The organism is Azotobacter chroococcum (genome assembly GCF_004339665.1).
GTDB classification, from domain to species: Bacteria; Pseudomonadota; Gammaproteobacteria; order Pseudomonadales; family Pseudomonadaceae; genus Azotobacter; species Azotobacter chroococcum.
On record NZ_SMMU01000019.1, the window covers coordinates 1 to 16,375 of the forward strand.

Below are 16,375 nucleotides of genomic sequence, written 5' to 3' on the forward strand. Positions count from 1 at the left end.
ACAGCAGGGGGCAGCGGTTGGTGAGTTTGGCGACTGCCAATTTACCTGCTTCCCTGACTGTCAATCCTCGCTTTCCCAGGATTCCGCGAAGAACCCAATAATTCGAGCTTGCTTGTTAGACCCTATCCGAGATTTTGCAAAGCAGTTTGCGGAAAGCGCTTCACGGTAATTCATGAATCCCGAAATGATCACGTTTTTTGATGGCAAAAAGCGTCTAGCATGCGCATCACACAGGGATTATGAAAACTTGAAGTCAACTTTCACTGCGCAAAAAGTTGCACAGGTAGAGTTTCTTGAGTTGTTCTGAGGTTTTGCCAAGTCACACAGGTAGTACTTCTCCAGGCGGGAATTCAGGGATTGAAACACGCAAGCAAGTTGGCTGCGCATTATCTGCAACTGGCCCAATCGCCAATTGGCAAAGGCAACTTCGCCGGTGCCGACATACGTTATTCGCCGGAATACGAGTCGCTGGAAGCCGAACTCGGCAAGGGTTCCGCGCTGCACGAAGGCGGTAGCGTGGACTGGCAGAAGGTCTGCGAAGGCAGCGAGGCGTTGCTCGCCGGGCAGTCCAAGGATCTGCGCGTAGCCGCCTGGCTGATTTGGGGGCTGTTCCAGCGCGAATCCTTCGCTGGGCTGCAGGCCGGACTCGGGCTGCTGCACCACCTCTGCCGCGCGCACTGGGACGAACTGCACCCGCGCAAGCCGCGCACCCGCGGCGCCGCCATCGGCTGGTTGCTGCCGCGCCTGGAGCGGGCCTTGGCCGAGCACGTACCAGTCGGCGAGCAGTTGCCGCTGTTCCGCGCCCTCGCCGAACAACTTCATGGCCTGGAGCGCTGCCTCTCCGCTCATCTCGGTGCGGAAGCCCCACTGTTGCTGCCGCTCTGCCGGCGTCTCGACGAGATGCTCGCGCGCGCCGGCCAGGCCCAGCCGGAAGCCGGCCCGGTGGTCGCCGCCCTCGCCCAGGTCAGGCAGGCCGCCAGCCAGATGCTCCCCGCCGCTGCCTCGGTGGACAGCGAGAAGGATGCGCACAAGACCCTGCGCACCCTGCAGGAACAGGCCCGGCCACTGTGCGCCTGGTGGCTCAGGCAGAAGGCCAGCGACCTGCGCCCGCTGCGCCTGGCGCGCACCCTGCTCTGGCTGCCGATCGACGCCCTGCCCGAGCGCAACGCCGAGCAGCTCACCGCCTTGCGCGGCCTGCCGGCGGATCGCCTGAGCGCCTACCGCGAACGCCTGGCCCAGGGGCTGTACGCCGACCTGCTGGTCGACCTGGAAGCCAGTCTTGCCCGCTCGCCGTTCTGGCTCGACGGCCAGCGCCTGGCCTGGGAATGCCTGCTGGGGCTGAAGGACGAGCCGGCGATGCGCGAGGTGGAAATCCAGCTGGCGCTGTTCCTCCAGCGCCTGCCGGGCCTCGAGGCGCTGCGCTTTCACGACGGTACGCCCTTCGCCGATGCCGAGACCCGCGCCTGGCTGGCCGCCCGGGTCATGCCGCACCTGCAGCCGGCGGATAGTCGTCGCGAAGTCGCTCCGCCCGTGCAGGGCGCCGTACCGGCCTGGGAAGAAGCGCTGGAGGAAGCTCTGCAGCTGCTGCGTCACGATGGCCTGAAGAGCGCGGTGCGCCACCTCAAGCAGGGTCTGGACGGCGCCCGTGGCGGACGCGAGCGCTGCTTCTGGCAGCTGGCCCTGGCCCGCCTGTGCCTCGCCGCCAGGAAATACGAACTGGCCAAGGTCCAGCTCGAATCCCTCGACCAGGAACTGCAGGCCGCCGGTCTCGGCGCCTGGGAACCCGCTCTCGTCCTCGAGGTGCTGCGCCTGCTGCACCACTGCTGCGAGCTGTTGCCGCAGAACCACGCGGTGCGAGAGCGCCGCGACGAGATCCACCGCAGGTTGTGCCACCTCGACCTCGAGGCGGTACTGGACTAGCCCATCACGGAGAACCCCATGGCCAAAGAAGGCTCGGTAGCCCCCAAGGAACGCATCAACGTCACCTTCAAGCCCGCCACCGGCGGCGCCCAGGAAGAGATCGAACTGCCGCTGAAGCTGCTGGTGCTCGGCGATTTCACCCAGCGCACCGACGCCCGCAAGCTCGAGGACCGCAAGCCGATCGCCATCGACAGGCATAGCTTCGACGAGGTGCTGGCCAAGCAGGAACTGAACCTGGCCTTCGCCGTGCCCAACCGCCTGCAGGACGAGCCCGGTGACGAGGAGCTGCCCGTGCAGCTGCACATCGGCTCGATGAAGGATTTCAACCCGGCCAGTCTGGTCGAGCGGGTGCCGGAGCTGAAGAAGCTGATGGAACTGCGCGACGCCCTGGTCGCCCTCAAGGGGCCGCTGGGCAACGCTCCGGCCTTCCGCAAGGCAATCGAAAGCGCGCTGGCCGACGACGCTTCCCGCGAGCGCGTGCTCGCCGAACTGGGCCTCGCCGCCCGCGACAAGCTGGACGCCTGACCCCAACCCGACAAGGACGCTGATTGAATGAGCACTAACGCAGCAGTAGCACGGAAGCAGAGCACGGCCGAACCCGGCATTCTCGAGCGCATCATCGCGGAAACCCGCCTGACGCCGGACGACGAGGCCTATGACATCGCCAAGCGCGGCGTCTCCGCCTTCATCGAGGAACTGCTCAAGCCGCACAATGAGCACGAGCCGGTGAAGAAGGCCCTGGTCGACCGGATGATCGCCGAGATCGACGCCAAGCTCAGCCGGCAGGTGGACGAGATCCTCCACCACCGGCAGTTCCAGTCCCTGGAGTCGGCCTGGCGCGGACTCAAGCTGCTGGTGGAGCGCACCGACTTCCGCGAGAACATCAGGCTGGAAATCCTCAACGCCGCCAAGGAAGACCTGCTGGAGGACTTCGAGGACAGCCCTGAAGTGGTCCAGTCCGGCCTCTACAAGCACGTCTACACCGCCGAATACGGACAGTTCGGCGGCCAGCCGGTGGGCGCGCTGATCGCCAACTACTTCTTCGACCCGAGCGCGCCGGACGTGAAGACCCTGCAGTACGTCGCCAGCGTCGCCAGCATGGCCCACGCGCCCTTCATCGCCGCCGCAGGCCCTGGGTTCTTCGGCCTGGAAAGCTTCACCGGCCTGCCCGACCTCAAGGATCTCAAGGATCATTTCGACGGTCCGCAGTTCACCAAGTGGCAGAGTTTCCGCGAGCGGGAAGACGCCCGCTACGTTGGCCTGACCCTGCCGCGCTTTTTGCTGCGCACCCCGTACGACCCGCAGGAAAATCCGGTGAAGACCTTCGTCTACAAGGAAACCGTGGCCAGCGACCACGAGCACTACCTGTGGGGCAACACCGCCTACGCCTTCGCCAGCCGTCTCTCCGACAGCTTCGCCCGCTTCCGCTGGTGCCCGAACATCGTCGGCCCGCAGAGCGGCGGCGCGGTGGACGACCTGCCGCTGCACCGCTTCGAGAGCATGGGCGAGATCGAGACCAAGATCCCCACCGAGGTGCTGGTTTCCGACCGCCGCGAATACGAACTGGCCGAAGAAGGCTTCATCGCCCTGACCATGCGCAAGGGCAGCGACAACGCCGCATTCTTCTCCGCCAACTCGGTGCAGAAGCCGAAGCTCTTCGGCGACAGCGAGGAAGGCCGCGCTGCCGAACTCAACTACAGGCTCGGCACCCAGCTGCCGTATCTGTTCATCGTCAACCGCCTGGCGCACTACCTGAAGGTGCTGCAGCGCGAGCAGATCGGCGCCTGGAAGGAGCGCAGCGATCTCGAGCTGGAGCTGAACAAGTGGATCCGCCAGTACGTCGCCGACCAGGACAATCCCAGCGCCGAGGTCCGCGGCCGCCGCCCGCTGCGCGCCGCCCAGATCAAGGTCGGCGATGTGGATGGTGAACCCGGCTGGTACCGCGTCAGCCTCAGCGTGCGCCCGCACTTCAAGTACATGGGCGCCGACTTCACCCTGTCGCTGGTCGGCAAGCTGGACAAGGAGTAAGCACCCATGACCTACGGCAGCCTGTTCGAGCGCCTTTCCGGCGAGGCCGGCCGGCGTGCCGGCTGGGACCGCGAGGTAGCCGTTACGGCCTCGGTGGCTGCCCATCTGGCAAAGATGTTTGGCACCCGGGTGGGCAGCGTGCAGGCGCAGCCCGACTACGGGTTGCCCGACCTCAACGACATGCGCCTGTCCCTGCACGACTCGCTGCAGCAGGCACGCAGCGCCATCGAACGCTTCATCGAAACCTGCGAGCCGCGCCTGAAGCAGGTGCGGGTCGTGCCGCTGCCGCATAGCGCCGATCCGCTGACTCTGGCCTTTGCCATCGAGGGCTTGCTGGATGCGGGCGGCTGCCGACGCCAGGTCAGCTTCACCGCGTACCTGGACGGCAGCGGCCAGGTGCAGGTCCGCTAGGGAGAGCCCGAATGTCCGGAAAACCCGCCGCCCGCCTGGGCGACCCCACCGACTGCCCGTTGCCTGGCCACGTCAGCAACCCGCTCGCCGCCGGATCGCCCGATGTGCTGTTCGACGGCCTGTCGGCTGCCCGCCAGGGCGATGCCTCCGCCTGCGGCGGCGCGCTGGAAGGCGATCTGATCGCCAACGTGCTGATCAACGGCCTGCCGGCGGCCGTGCTGGGCTCGGTGGGTAGCCATGGGAACGTGGTGGTGGGCGGGTCGGGGACGGTGGTGATCGGGACAAGCTATACGCTGGCGTCTTTCTCCCCACCGGCACCGATGCCTGCCTCTGGTATGGGCCAGGCGTTCAACGAGCATTTCATCGTGCGGGACTCAAGTACGGGGGACCCGGTAACCGGACGAGCCTACCGGCTGCAGACGGATTCCGGGCAAGTCGTCACGGGTATCACTGATGGGAGTGGCAAGACCCGGTTCATCAGCGCCAACCAGGCCGAAGACGTAGTACTGATGCTCGAGCCGCAAACCGCGCTTGTCATCGCCTGAGGAACCAGTATGCGAATCGAGCCAGTTCATTCCCGACTGACCCCTGCCAGCCAAACCGACGGCAAGGAAGCAGCCATAGAGAACTTCAAGATCAGCGACATTCCTGCCGCCATGGATCATATGCAGTGGACGCAGAGTGCGCGCCTGATGCGCAAGTGGTTTGCAGCCCCAGCTCATGAAATGCCAAAAGCAGTCAAATTAGGGGACATACGAGCGAATACCTTGCCCCCTGCACAGTTGCTGACAGACCTGCCCTTCGACTGGTTGCTGAGTGCTTCGAATCGCGTGAGGCCCATTGTAGAAGAGCATGTGGCCCAACTGACGTCTGTCACGGAGTTCAGCCCCCTGGTCGGACGCCTGAAAACCCCGCTCGATCAGCTCTCCAAGGGCCTGATGATGCTAATGACGCGCCTGAGGCGACTTGGCTTGCTGGACCCGCAAAAACGCACCCTGAAGAACTACTACCTCGACCTGGGCGATTACAACGCAATGCAGTTGGAGGACACGATCCAGTTCAATCTCTTCAAGGTTGGCTCGACCACTTGGGAGAAGGCGACGGATACGCTGGATGATGTTTACGGTGCCCTCGGCAGCTTCATCATCAAGATTGCCGCTACCAAGCTCAGGGCCATGGCCAGCGATTACGGATACGCGGCCATCAAGATCGAGGAGATTGGCCTGTACGTACGCGATACCTACGATTTCCTCAACGTTGGCAAAGACCAATTGCTGGGTTACTGGAGCAAGAGAGGCGTGATCCGGCCAAGCCCCATCGATTACTTCGCCGAGCCCAGCTGTATCGATACGAATGACGTTCGTCACTTCAAGGTTACCAACGGCAGCTTCAACAGCTACCGCAAAAAGTACAACAAGGGTGGCGACTTCCTCGTCTTTTCCACCATCAAGCGCTACCCCGTATCCATCATCGTGCATTTGAGCATCACTGATTTCGACGAATACAGAGCCCGCACAGGGCTGGCCTGAGGACAACATGCCACGAAGGACTCTCTACAAGGCGTTTGCCATCCTCATGGCAATCTTGGCGCTGGCTCCTACTACCGCCTGGCTGTACGTGAAGCTCACTCTAAGCAGGACCACGATGCCCTATCACTCGGTATGGAGCGATACGGGCGCCTGTCGCATCGATGCCTATATCCCCAACTACGCCAGCCTTGGCGTGCCAGGCCGGTTGATCCAGTTGTTCAGCAGTGAGGCCTTCTTCCGGGTGTATCGCCAGGATGACGCCCTGCTGAAAAGCTCGGAATGGCTTCTCTGGCAGCGTGAATTCGCAGAAGACGAAGCGGCGAAATGGATTTACGGCCATGCCATCTACCCGACAGGCGATGGCTACCGGGGCTGGACCTTGCCGGAGTGCGGCTGAGCCTGATCCCGGTACATCAATCAAGGACCGATGCATGTCTTTCAACCACTACTACCAGAGCGAACTCAGCGCCCTGCGCCAGCTCGGCAAGCGTTTCGCCGAGCGCAATCCGGCGCTGGCGCCGTTCCTCGGGCAGGGCGCGCGCGATCCTGACGTCGAGCGCCTGCTGGAGGGCTTCGCCTTCCTCACCGGGCGGCTGCGGCAGAAGCTCGACGACGAGCTGCCGGAGCTGACCCATTCGCTGATGCACCTGCTCTGGCCGAACTACATGCGCCCGCTGCCGGCCTTCGCCATGCTGCAGTTCGATCCGCTGCAGCGCCCGGGGCCGGCGCTGGCGGTGCCGCGCGGCACGCCGGTGGAGGCAAATCCGGTGCAGGGAGTGAGCTGCCGTTTCCGCACCGCTGCCGCCTGCGAGGTGCTGCCACTGGCACCGAGCGGGATGGAGTATGCGGTGCAGGGCGACGGCGCCCTGCTCGGCCTGCGCCTGAGCATGACGGCCGACGGCCACCTCGGCGAGCTGGGCCTCGAGCGCCTGCGCCTGCACCTGGCCGGCGAGCGCTATATCGGTCAGTCGCTCTACCTCGACCTGCTGCGCCATCTGGACGGCATCCGCCTGAGCCTGCTCGACGGCGCCGGCCAGCCCCTCGCCGATGCCCACGGGCAGCCGCCCGGCGTGCTGCACCTGGGCGCCGACTGCCTGCAGCCGGCCGGCTTTGCCGAGGACGAGGCGCTGATCCCTTATCCGCTGAACTGCTTCCGCGGCTACCGCCACCTGCAGGAGTTCTTCGCCTTCCAGGACAAGTTCCTGTGCGTCGAACTGCGCGGCCTGGATGCCATCGGCCGCCTGCCGCCGGAGCTGCTCCGGCAGGCCCGCGGCCTGGAGCTGCGCTTCGCGATCCGCCAGGGCGGCGCCCGGCGCATCCGCCCGACACTGGACAACCTGCGCCTGTACTGCACCCCGGTGGTCAACCTGTTCGCCCACGACGCCATCCCGATCCGTCTGGACGGCCGCCAGGACCAGTACCTGCTGCGCCCGGCCGAGTTCGAGCCGCAGCACTGCGAGGTGTTCTCGGTGGAGCGGGTCACCGGCTGGCAGCCGGGCGGCATGGGCTACGCCGAATACGTGCCCTTCGAGTCCTTCGAGCACGACCGCAGCTTCGACGTGCCGCAGGCCCGCCCGCACTACAGCGTGCGCCAGCAGCCGTCGCTGCTCGGCGACGGCCTGGAAACCTGGCTGAGCTTCGGCGCGCGCTCCCTCGACCGTCAGGAGACGCTGTCCGTCGAGCTGACCTGCAGCAACCGCAACCTGCCGCTGCAGTTGGCCGCTGGCGAGATCTGCCGGCCCGCCGAGGGTACCCCGCAGGCCCTGCGCTTTCGCAACCTCGGTGCGCCGACGCCGAGCTACGCGCCGCCGCTGCACCGCGACTTCCTCTGGAAGCTGATCAGCAACATGTCGCTCAACTACCTGTCGCTGGCCGACGTCGAGGCGCTCAAGGCGATCCTCGAAACCTACGACCTGCCACGGCATCACGACCAGCAGGCGGAAAGGATCGGCCGGCGTCGCCTCGACGGCCTCAGGCGCATCGCCCACCGCCAGGTCGACCGCCTGCACCGCGGCCTGCCGGTGCGCGGGGTGCGCACCGAGCTGGTCATGGACCCCGACTGTTATCTGGGCGAGGGCGAGCTGTTCCTGTTCGCCTCGGTGCTCAATGAATTCTTCGCCCTGTACGCCAGCCTCAATTCCTACCACGAGCTGCTGGTGCAAAGTACCCAAGGAGAGGTGTACCGATGGACGCCGCGCATGGGGCAGCAGCCCCTGCTCTGAACCGCCTCGGCCGTGGCATCCGCGAGTACAGCCTGTTCCAGGGCGTGCTGCTGGTGCTGGAGCGCCTGCAGGCCGCACATCTCGGCCTGGACGAAGAGGCCCTGTACCGGCGCCTGGAGTTTCGAGCCAACCCGAGCCTGGGCTTTCCCGGCAGCGACCTCGAGCGCGTCGAGTTCTTCGAGGAACACGACGGGCTGCGCGCGCGGCTGTATCTCAACCTGGTCGGCCTGTTCGGCGCCGGCTCGCCGCTGCCGGCCTTCTACGGCGAGCAGGCCCTCGACGACGGCGGCGCCGGCAACCCGACCCGCGACTTCCTCGACCTGTTCAACGACCGCCTGCAGCGCCTGCTGCTGCCGATCTGGCGCAAGTACCGCTACCGCGCGCGCTTCGCCAGCGGCGCCGCTGACCCCTTCTCTGCCCGTCTGTTCGCCCTGATCGGCCTGGGCGGCGAGGCCATCCGCCAGGCCGAGGAACTCAACTGGAAGCGCCTCTTGCCCTACCTCGGCCTGCTCAGCCTGCGCGCCCACTCGGCGGCGCTGATCGAGGCGGTGCTGCGCTACTACTTCAAGCACGCCGCATTCGACATCGAGCAGTGCCTGGAGCGCCGGGTGGCGATCCCCGACGAGCAGCGCAACCGCCTCGGCCGGGCCAACAGCCACCTCGGCGACAGCCTGGTGCTCGGCGAGCAGGTGTGCGACCGCAGCGGCAAGTTCCGCATCCACATCCGCGAACTCTCCTGGACGCGCTTCCACGACTTCCTGCCGATCGGAGACGGCCATGCGCCGCTGCGCGCCCTGGTGCGCTTCACCCTGCGCGATCCGCTGGACTACGACATCCGCCTGCAGCTGCGCCACGACGAACTCCGCGCGCTGCGCATCGGCGCCGGCAATCCCTGCCGCCTGGGCTGGACCAGTTGGCTCGGCCACGAACGGGCCGACGGCCTGGTGACCCTGGGCGGCACGACTCTTCAAGGATAGAGAGAATGATCAACGTCGACTTGCAACAGCTGGTACAGGCCCTCGACGCCGACACCCGCCGCGACCTGGAAGGCGCCGCCGAGCGCTGTGTGGCCCGCGGCGGCAGCCAGGTGCTGGTGGAGGACCTGCTGCTCGGCCTGCTCGAGCGCCCGGACGGCCTGCTGGGCCACGCGCTCAAGGACGCCGGAATCGAGCCCGACGAGCTGGCCCGGGTGCTTGAGCCGCGCAGCGAAGCCGGCGCCTCGCGAAACCCGGTGTTCGCCGCGGCCCTGCTGCAGTGGCTGCAGGACGCCCTGCTGCAGGCCAGCCTGGAGCTTGGCCAAAGCCACATCGACGCCGCCGCGCTGCTCCTCGCCCTGCTGCGCAATCCGCTGCAGCATGCCGGCACCCGCTACCAGGCGCTGCTCGCCCGGATCGATGCCGGGCGCCTGCGCGACTTCGCCCTCGGCCGCCAGGCGCCGGCCGGCAACGGCGCAGCGGCCACGGACTCGATGCTGGCGCGCTTCACTCACGACTTCACCGCCCAGGCCCGCGAGGGCAGGCTCGATCCGGTGCTGTGCCGCGACGGGGCGATCCGCCAGCTGATCGACATCCTCGCCCGGCGGCGCAAGAACAACCCCCTCGTGGTCGGCGAGGCCGGGGTCGGCAAGACCGCGGTGGTCGAGGGCCTGGCCCTGCGCATCGCCGCCGGCGAGGTGCCGCCGGCGCTCCAGGGTGTCGAGCTGCGCGGCCTGGACCTCGGCCTGCTGCAGGCTGGCGCCGGGCTCAAGGGCGAGTTCGAGCGGCGCCTGCAGGGGCTAATCGACGAGGTGCAGGCCGCGCCGCGGCCGATCGTCCTGTTCATCGACGAGGCGCATACCCTGATCGGTGCCGGCGGCCAGGCCGGCACCGCGGATGCCGCCAACCTTCTGAAACCGGCGCTGGCCAGGGGCGCGCTGCGCACCATCGCCGCGACCACCTGGAGCGAATACCGCAAGTACTTCGAGAAGGACCCGGCGCTGGCCCGGCGCTTCCAGCCGGTACATCTGCACGAGCCGACGGTGGACGAGGCGGTGACCATGCTGCGCGGCCTGGCACCGGTCTACGCGAAGAGTCACGGCATCTACCTGCGCGACGATGCGGTGGTCGCCGCCGCCGAACTGTCGGCGCGCTACCTGGCCGGCCGCCAGCTGCCAGACAAGGCGCTGGACGTGCTGGACACCGCCTGCGCACGGGTGCGCATCGGCCTGGTCGCCGCCCCCGAAGCCATCGAGCGCCGGCGCGGCGAGATCGCCGAGGACGAACGCCGCCGGCAGGCCTTGTGCCGCGACCGGGATGCCGGGCTGGGGATCGACGACGTTGCCCTGGCCGCCCTCGAGGAGCATCTGACCAGGCTGCGCGACGAACTGCAGGCGCTGGAAAATGACTGGAGTGTTCAGCGCGCTCTGGCCGAACGGCTGCTCGAACTGCGCCGGCAAGGCGCCGGGGCGGACGACACGGAGCGGTCCGCGCGGCAGGACGAGTTGCAACAGGTCCAGGCGGAACTGACCGCCGCCCAGGCCGGGCAGCGGCTGGTCAGCTTCGAGGTCTGCCCGCGCCTGGTCGCCGAGGTGATCGCCCAGTGGAGCGGGGTGCCGCTGGAGCAGCTGGCCCGCGAGCACAACCGGCGCATCGCCCGCTTCGCCGGCGACCTGCGCCGGCGCCTGCGCGGCCAGGAGCAGGCGGTGCAGGTCCTCGACCGCGCCCTGCGCGCCGGTGCCGCCGGGCTGAACCGCGCCGACGCGCCGCTCGGGGTGTTCCTGCTGGTCGGCCCGAGCGGCGTCGGCAAGACCGAGACCGCCCTGGCCCTGGCCGACCTGCTGTACGGCGGCGAGCGCTTTCTCACCATGCTCAACATGGGCGAGTTCCAGGAGAAGCACAGCGTCGCCCGGCTGATCGGCGCGCCGCCCGGCTACGTCGGCTACGGCGAGGGCGGCCTGCTCACCGAGGCGGTGCGCCAGCGGCCCTACTCGGTGATTCTGCTCGACGAGGTGGAGAAGGCCGATCCCGAGGTGCTCAACCTCTTCTACCAGATCTTCGACAAGGGCCTGGCCACCGACAGCGAAGGACGCCGCATCGACTTTCGCAACTGCCTGATCCTGCTCACCTCCAACCTCGCCAGCGAGCGCATCGTCGAACTCTGCACCGACGGCCGGCCAGCCGCCGAAACACTCGAACAGGCCATCCGCCCGCTGCTCGCCCGGCACTTCAAGCCGGCGCTGCTGGCGCGCATGGAGGTGGTGCCCTACTACCCGCTGGACGACGAGCGTCTGCGCGAGCTGGTCGAGGTCAAGCTGGCGCGCTTCGCCGAACGCCTGCAGCGCCGCCGCCTCGCATTCAGCCACAGCCCGGCGCTGGTCGGACACCTGGCCGAACGCTGCGGCCGGGACGACAGCGGCGCCCGCGCGATCGAGCGGCTGCTCGAGCGCCAGCTGCAGCCCCTGGTGGTCGACCGCCTGCTGGCGGCGATGGCCGGCGGCGAGCCGGTGCAGCGCGTGCACGCCACCCTCGACGGCCAGGGAGGGCTGATCTGTGAATTCGCCTGAACTGCCACCGCTGTTCGCCTGCATCCCGCAGCCCCTGCGCTACGCCGAGGCGCTGCTCGGGCACTACGCGCGCCTGGCCCGCGCCAGCGGTGCCGGCGCCCTGCAGGACGGCCTGGTGCAGGCGGCGGCGCAGTTGTCCGCCGGCGAGCTGGGCCAGCTGTACCTGCTCGACGCCGGACACAGTCGCCTGGAGCTCGCCGCCCAGTGGCTGGACGGCCGGCTGCAGCCCCGCGAGACCGCCAGCCTGCCCAGCGACTACGACGCTGGGCAGCTGCTGCAGTACTGCCTGTGCCAGAACCGCAGGCTCTGCCTGGACGAGCTGGACGCCAGCCTCTACCCGGGCGACTTTCTGCCCGAAGGATCAAAGCCCTGGCGCAGCCTGCTGTGCCTGCCGCTGACGAATGGACAGGGACAGGTCGCCGGCCTGTTGCTGGTTGCCAGCCGGCGCGCCCGCGCGCTGCAGGGCTTCGCCGACTCCCTGGCGCAGCTTGGCGCCTTCGTCCTCGCCCAGCGGCGGCTGCTCGGCCGCCTGCATGCTTCACAAATCGAGCCCGCCGCGGAAAGACCGGCGGCGCTGCCGTCCGCCTCCGACTACGGACTGATCGGCGACAGCCGGGCGATGCGCGATGTCTACCGGCTGATCGGCAAGGTGCTGCACAACCCGGTCGGCGTGCTGCTCACCGGCGAGACCGGCACCGGCAAGGAGCTGGTGGCGCGCGCCATCCACGACTGCGGCCTGCGCCGCAGCAAGGCCTTCGTCGCGCAGAACTGCGCCGCGCTGCCGGAGAGCCTGCTGGAAAGCGAGCTGTTCGGCTGCCGCAAGGGCGCCTTCAGCGGCGCTGATCGCGACCGCCCGGGGCTGTTCGACGCCGCCGACGGCGGCACCCTGTTCCTCGACGAGGTCGGCGATCTGCCGCCGCTCCTGCAGGCCAAGCTGCTGCGCGTGCTGCAGGAGGGCGAGGTGCGTCCGCTGGGCGCCACCGCGACCCACCGGGTCGACGTGCGCATCGTCGCCGCCACCCACCGCGACCTGCGCGCCCTCGTCGAGCAGGGACGCTTTCGCGAGGACCTGTTCTACCGCCTGGCGCATTTCCCCATCGAGCTGCCGCCGCTGCGCGAGCGCGACGAAGACATCCTGCGCCTGGCCCGGCATTTCGCCGCCAAGGCCTGCGCCTTCCTCGGCCGCGACGCCTGCCGCTGGTCCGACGCCGCGCTGGAGCAGCTGGCCGGCTACGCCTTCCCCGGCAACGTGCGCGAACTCAAGGGCCTGGTGGAGCGCGCCGTGCTGCTCTGCGAGGGCGGCGAGCTGCTCCCCGAGCACTTCGACCTGCGCCGGGGCCCGGAGGATAACGACAGCACCCTGAACCTGCGCCAGCGCCTGGAGCGCGTCGAGCGCAACCTGCTGCTCGACTGCCTGCGCAAGAACGGCGGCAACCAGAGCCAGGCCGCCCGCGAGCTGGGCCTGCCGCGGCGCACCCTGCTGTACCGCATGGAACGGCTGAACATCCGTGCGGCGGACCTGTGAGCCCATGCGCCTGCCCGACTGCCCGACTGCCTGTTCCACGTGGAACCACCTTTCACCTTTGGAGAAACGTCCATGAAGACCCTCTGCGGGCCCGCCGTCCTGTTGGTCCTGGCCCTGAGCCTCGTCGGCTGCGGCGGCAACTATCGCTTCGACGACCACCAGTACCGCCCGCTGGGCGATCCGCAGGCGCTCGAGCGCGGCCAGCGCTGAAAGGAAGAGGCCATGGAACTGGTTTTCGAAGTGCTCGGCGCAGCAGCGCTTGCGCCGGATCTGCCGACCCGCAAGATCTTCGGCCAGGCCGGCGGCAGCATCGGCCGGGCGGAGGACTGCGACTGGGTGATCCCCGACCGCCGGCGCGTCCTCTCCGGCCATCACGCCGAGGTCAGCTGGCGCGACGGCGCCTTCTACCTGACCGACACCAGCAGCAACGGCATCCAGCTCAAGGACAGCGGGACCAGCCTGGACAAGGGCCGTCCGCAGCGCATCGAGCATGGCTGCGTGTACCGCCTGGGCGACATCGAGATCCGCGCGCGACTGCTCCCGGGGGCGGCCTTCGAGGCCGAGGTCGGCTGCCCGCAGCCGGCCGGCAGCCTGATCCCCGACGACGCCTTTCTCGAACTCGACCCGCTCGCCGCACTGGAGGAGTCCGCCGCGGCGGACGATTTCGCCCTGCTCGGCCCGCTGCCCATGCCGCCCGGCCAGCCCCATGACGCGGCGCGCATCGAGCGGGAAAGCCTGATGCTGCCGGAGCTGGTGATGGCGGAAACCGCACCGTCGCCCGAGCCCTCCGCGGCACGGAGGTCGGCCGACTTCTGGGAGCGCTACGGCGCGGCCCTCGGCATCGACCTCGCCGATCTCGACGACGACGCCCGCGAGGCCCTGGCGCTGGAGGCCGCGCGCCTGCTCCGGCAAAGCGTCGGCCACCTGCAGCAGGCCCTGCGCACCCGCAGCGAGCTGAAGAGCGAACTGCGCCTGGCGCAGACCACCTTCCAAGGCGCCGGGTACAACCCGCTCAAGCACGGCACCGACAGCGCCGCAACGCTGGAGGCGCTGCTGCGCGGCGGACGGCCTGGCCAGCTGCCTGCAGCACAGGCGCTCGGCCGTGCCTTCCGCGACCTGCAGGCGCACCAGGTGGCGCTGCTCGCCGGCAGCCGCGCGGCGCTCGGCGGCCTGCTCGGCCAGTTCGCCCCGGAGCGGCTGATCCCGCGCTTCGAGCGCGAACGCCAGCCGCTCATCGCCACCGCCGGCAGCCGCTGGCGCGCCTATTGTCGCCTGCACCGGGCGCTGGAGCGCGACGACGAGTGGCGCGAACGGCTGTTCGCCCGCGACTTCGCCCGCGCCTACGAAGAACAGGTGCGCCTGATCGCCACCCTCGACACCGACCTGCAAGGATGACCCCCATGCTTCGCCCCCTTCTTCCGGTCCTGCTGCTGGCGCTCGGCGGCTGCTCGGCGCTGTCGCCCCATTCCGGGCTGACCAAGCTGGACCTGAGACTCGCCGCCAGCGACGGGCTCAATCCCGACCTGCACGGCCGGCCTTCGCCCATCGTGCTGCGCCTCATGGAGCTGCGCCATCCGGTGGCCTTCGAAAACGCCGACTTCTTCAGCCTCTACCAGCGTCCGAAGGAAACCCTGGCGCCGGATCTGGCGGCCCAGGAGGAGCAGGAGCTGCGCCCCGGCGAGCACCGCGAGCTGAAGCTCTCGGTGCAGCCGGGCAGCCGCTACCTGGGCGTGCTTGCCGCCTACCGCGACCTGCCGGACAGCGCGTGGCGCTACGTCGTCCCCCTCGACGAGCGGGCGCGCAACCGCATCGCGCTGGCATTCGGCGCCCGGGGAATCGAACGCCAGCCGGCGGAGGACTGACCCATGCCCCAGCACAAGGTGATCTGGCAGGAGGGCATGCTCCTGCGCCCCCAGCACTTCCAGCAGAACGACCGCTACCACGACGAACAGCTCAGGACCCGCACCCGCCTGCTGAGCGGCCAGGCCTGGGGCTTCTCCGCCCTGGAGATCGACCGCCAGTTCCTCGCCCTCGGCAAGCTGGTGCTGAGCGCCGCCAGCGGCATCCTGCCCGACGGCAGCCTGTTCGAGATCGACGCCGGCGGCGAGCCGCTGGTTCTCGACGTGCCGCCCGGCAGCGCCGGCACCCCGGTGTACCTGGCACTGCCGCTGGTCACCGGCAACCATATCGAGACCCGCCGCGCCGAGCAGAAGGACGTACTGGCGCGCTACGTCGCCCATGACCGAGAGGTCTCCGACTGCAATGCCGGCGACGGCGCCAGCAGCGCGGTCGCCATTGCCCGCCCGGACTTCCGCCTGCTGCTCGGCGAGGCGCACGGCGAGCAGGCCTGGGTGCGCCTCAAGCTCTGCGAGATCCAGGACAGCGGCCCGGATGGCGCCATCGTCCTCGACCCGCAGTTCGTGCCCAGCTTCCTCGACGTGCAGGCTTCATCCTGGCTGCTGTCCTGTCTCAAGGAGGTGATCGGCATGCTCGCCCAGCGCGGCGACGTCCTCGCCGAGCGTATCCGCGCCACCGGCAGCGTCGGCGGCGCCGAGGTCGGCGACTTCCTGATGCTGCAACTGATCAACCGCCACGAACCGGTGCTGCGCCACCATCTCGGCCTCGAGCGGGTGCATCCCGAGCAGCTCTACCGCGAGCTGCTCGGGATGCTCGGCGAGCTGGCGACCTTCTCCAGCGAAAGCAAACGCCCGCGTCTGGACGGCCGCTACCTGCACGCCGACCAGGGCGCGAGCTTTCGCCAACTGCTCGAGGCGCTGCGCCAGGTGCTGTCCATGGTGCTCGAACAGCACGCCATCGAGCTGCCGCTGCAGCAGCGCCAGTACGGCGTGCGCGTCTCGCCGCTGCACGACCACCGGCTGCTCGGCAGCGCCGCCTTCGTGCTCGCCGCCAGCGCCCAGTGCGACCCGGAGGAACTGCGCGCGCGCCTGCCGGCGCACCTCAAGGTCGGCGCCGTGGAGCGCATCCGCCAGCTGGTCAACCTGCACCTGCCGGGCATCCGCGTCCGGCCGCTGCCGGTGGCGCCGCGGCAGATCCCCTTCCACGCCGGCAAGACCTACTTCGCCGTGGAGCCCGGCGCCGAGGAACTGGCACAGCTGGAACACTCCGGCGGCTTCGCCTTCCACGTCTCCGGCGAACTGCCCGGACTGGAACTGAAATTCTGGGCGATCAGGAACTGACT

15 protein-coding genes are annotated in these 16,375 nt (G+C 68.5%); all 15 read left to right on the forward strand.

The annotated features are described in order from the left end of the window. Window positions 1-357 precede the first annotated feature (357 nt). Window positions 358-1,920, forward strand: coding sequence for a type VI secretion system protein TssA (gene tssA / locus EV691_RS15200; RefSeq protein WP_131297740.1), 1,563 nt, complete (start codon window positions 358-360; stop codon window positions 1,918-1,920). Window positions 1,921-1,938: 18 nt separating this feature from the next. Further along, a complete protein-coding gene (gene tssB, locus EV691_RS15205; RefSeq protein WP_131297739.1) occupies window positions 1,939-2,445 on the forward strand; it encodes a type VI secretion system contractile sheath small subunit in 507 nt (168 codons plus the stop codon). A 27-nt stretch (window positions 2,446-2,472) separates the two neighbouring features. Next, window positions 2,473-3,948: a type VI secretion system contractile sheath large subunit gene (tssC, locus tag EV691_RS15210; RefSeq protein ID WP_131297738.1), complete on the forward strand. Its 1,476-nt coding sequence runs from the start codon at window positions 2,473-2,475 to the stop codon at window positions 3,946-3,948. A 6-nt stretch (window positions 3,949-3,954) separates the two neighbouring features. After that, window positions 3,955-4,359: a type VI secretion system baseplate subunit TssE gene (tssE, locus tag EV691_RS15215; protein ID WP_131297737.1), complete on the forward strand. Its 405-nt coding sequence runs from the start codon at window positions 3,955-3,957 to the stop codon at window positions 4,357-4,359. 11 nt (window positions 4,360-4,370) lie between these two features. Continuing rightward, on the forward strand, window positions 4,371-4,904 hold the full coding sequence (locus tag EV691_RS15220) for a PAAR domain-containing protein (protein WP_131297736.1): 534 nt from the start codon (window positions 4,371-4,373) through the stop codon (window positions 4,902-4,904). A gap of 9 nt (window positions 4,905-4,913) precedes the next feature. After that, window positions 4,914-5,888 carry a DUF6402 family protein gene (locus EV691_RS15225; RefSeq protein WP_131254662.1) on the forward strand — a complete coding sequence of 325 codons (975 nt, stop codon included), beginning with the start codon at window positions 4,914-4,916 and terminating at the stop codon, window positions 5,886-5,888. A gap of 115 nt (window positions 5,889-6,003) precedes the next feature. Next, window positions 6,004-6,285, forward strand: a complete 282-nt coding sequence (locus EV691_RS15230; RefSeq protein ID WP_242672498.1) for a hypothetical protein — start codon at window positions 6,004-6,006, stop codon at window positions 6,283-6,285. A gap of 34 nt (window positions 6,286-6,319) precedes the next feature. After that, window positions 6,320-8,110 carry a type VI secretion system baseplate subunit TssF gene (gene tssF / locus EV691_RS15235; RefSeq protein ID WP_131297734.1) on the forward strand — a complete coding sequence of 597 codons (1,791 nt, stop codon included), beginning with the start codon at window positions 6,320-6,322 and terminating at the stop codon, window positions 8,108-8,110. Beyond that, on the forward strand, window positions 8,074-9,087 hold the full coding sequence (gene tssG, locus EV691_RS15240) for a type VI secretion system baseplate subunit TssG (RefSeq protein WP_131297733.1): 1,014 nt from the start codon (window positions 8,074-8,076) through the stop codon (window positions 9,085-9,087). Before tssF ends, tssG begins: the two co-directional genes overlap by 37 nt. A 5-nt stretch (window positions 9,088-9,092) precedes the next feature. Next, window positions 9,093-11,651 (forward strand): type VI secretion system ATPase TssH, encoded by a 2,559-nt coding sequence (gene tssH, locus EV691_RS15245; protein ID WP_131297732.1) that lies wholly within the window; start codon window positions 9,093-9,095, stop codon window positions 11,649-11,651. A 10-nt stretch (window positions 11,652-11,661) separates the two neighbouring features. After that, complete coding sequence (locus EV691_RS15250) at window positions 11,662-13,176, forward strand: sigma-54-dependent Fis family transcriptional regulator (RefSeq protein WP_131297743.1); 1,515 nt, start codon at window positions 11,662-11,664, stop codon at window positions 13,174-13,176. A gap of 72 nt (window positions 13,177-13,248) precedes the next feature. Beyond that, a complete protein-coding gene (locus EV691_RS15255; protein ID WP_089169746.1) occupies window positions 13,249-13,386 on the forward strand; it encodes a type VI secretion protein in 138 nt (45 codons plus the stop codon). A 12-nt stretch (window positions 13,387-13,398) separates the two neighbouring features. Continuing rightward, entirely contained in the window at window positions 13,399-14,571 is a 1,173-nt protein-coding gene (gene tagH / locus EV691_RS15260) for a type VI secretion system-associated FHA domain protein TagH (RefSeq protein ID WP_131297731.1), read from the forward strand. Then, entirely contained in the window at window positions 14,568-15,038 is a 471-nt protein-coding gene (tssJ, locus tag EV691_RS15265) for a type VI secretion system lipoprotein TssJ (RefSeq protein WP_131297730.1), read from the forward strand. The genes tagH and tssJ overlap by 4 nt, the downstream gene beginning before the upstream one ends. Window positions 15,039-15,041: 3 nt before the next feature. Further along, window positions 15,042-16,373 (forward strand): type VI secretion system baseplate subunit TssK, encoded by a 1,332-nt coding sequence (gene tssK, locus EV691_RS15270; RefSeq protein WP_131297729.1) that lies wholly within the window; start codon window positions 15,042-15,044, stop codon window positions 16,371-16,373. Window positions 16,374-16,375: the final 2 nt, after the last annotated feature.

Excerpts from the sequence above, each read along its gene's own strand:
- tssJ (WP_131297730.1), top strand. The coding sequence starts at position 14,568 with ATGACCCCCATGCTTCGCCCCCTTCTTCCGGTCCTGCTGCTGGCGCTC.
- tssK (WP_131297729.1), top strand. The coding sequence starts at position 15,042 with ATGCCCCAGCACAAGGTGATCTGGCAGGAGGGCATGCTCCTGCGCCCC.
- tssF (WP_131297734.1), top strand. The coding sequence starts at position 6,320 with ATGTCTTTCAACCACTACTACCAGAGCGAACTCAGCGCCCTGCGCCAG.
- tagH (WP_131297731.1), top strand. The coding sequence starts at position 13,399 with ATGGAACTGGTTTTCGAAGTGCTCGGCGCAGCAGCGCTTGCGCCGGAT.
- EV691_RS15255 (WP_089169746.1), top strand. The coding sequence starts at position 13,249 with ATGAAGACCCTCTGCGGGCCCGCCGTCCTGTTGGTCCTGGCCCTGAGC.
- tssH (WP_131297732.1), top strand. The coding sequence starts at position 9,093 with ATGATCAACGTCGACTTGCAACAGCTGGTACAGGCCCTCGACGCCGAC.
- tssG (WP_131297733.1), top strand. The coding sequence starts at position 8,074 with ATGGACGCCGCGCATGGGGCAGCAGCCCCTGCTCTGAACCGCCTCGGC.
- EV691_RS15220 (WP_131297736.1), top strand. The coding sequence starts at position 4,371 with ATGTCCGGAAAACCCGCCGCCCGCCTGGGCGACCCCACCGACTGCCCG.
- EV691_RS15230 (WP_242672498.1), top strand. The coding sequence starts at position 6,004 with ATGCCCTATCACTCGGTATGGAGCGATACGGGCGCCTGTCGCATCGAT.
- tssC (WP_131297738.1), top strand. The coding sequence starts at position 2,473 with ATGAGCACTAACGCAGCAGTAGCACGGAAGCAGAGCACGGCCGAACCC.
- EV691_RS15225 (WP_131254662.1), top strand. The coding sequence starts at position 4,914 with ATGCGAATCGAGCCAGTTCATTCCCGACTGACCCCTGCCAGCCAAACC.
- tssE (WP_131297737.1), top strand. The coding sequence starts at position 3,955 with ATGACCTACGGCAGCCTGTTCGAGCGCCTTTCCGGCGAGGCCGGCCGG.
- tssB (WP_131297739.1), top strand. The coding sequence starts at position 1,939 with ATGGCCAAAGAAGGCTCGGTAGCCCCCAAGGAACGCATCAACGTCACC.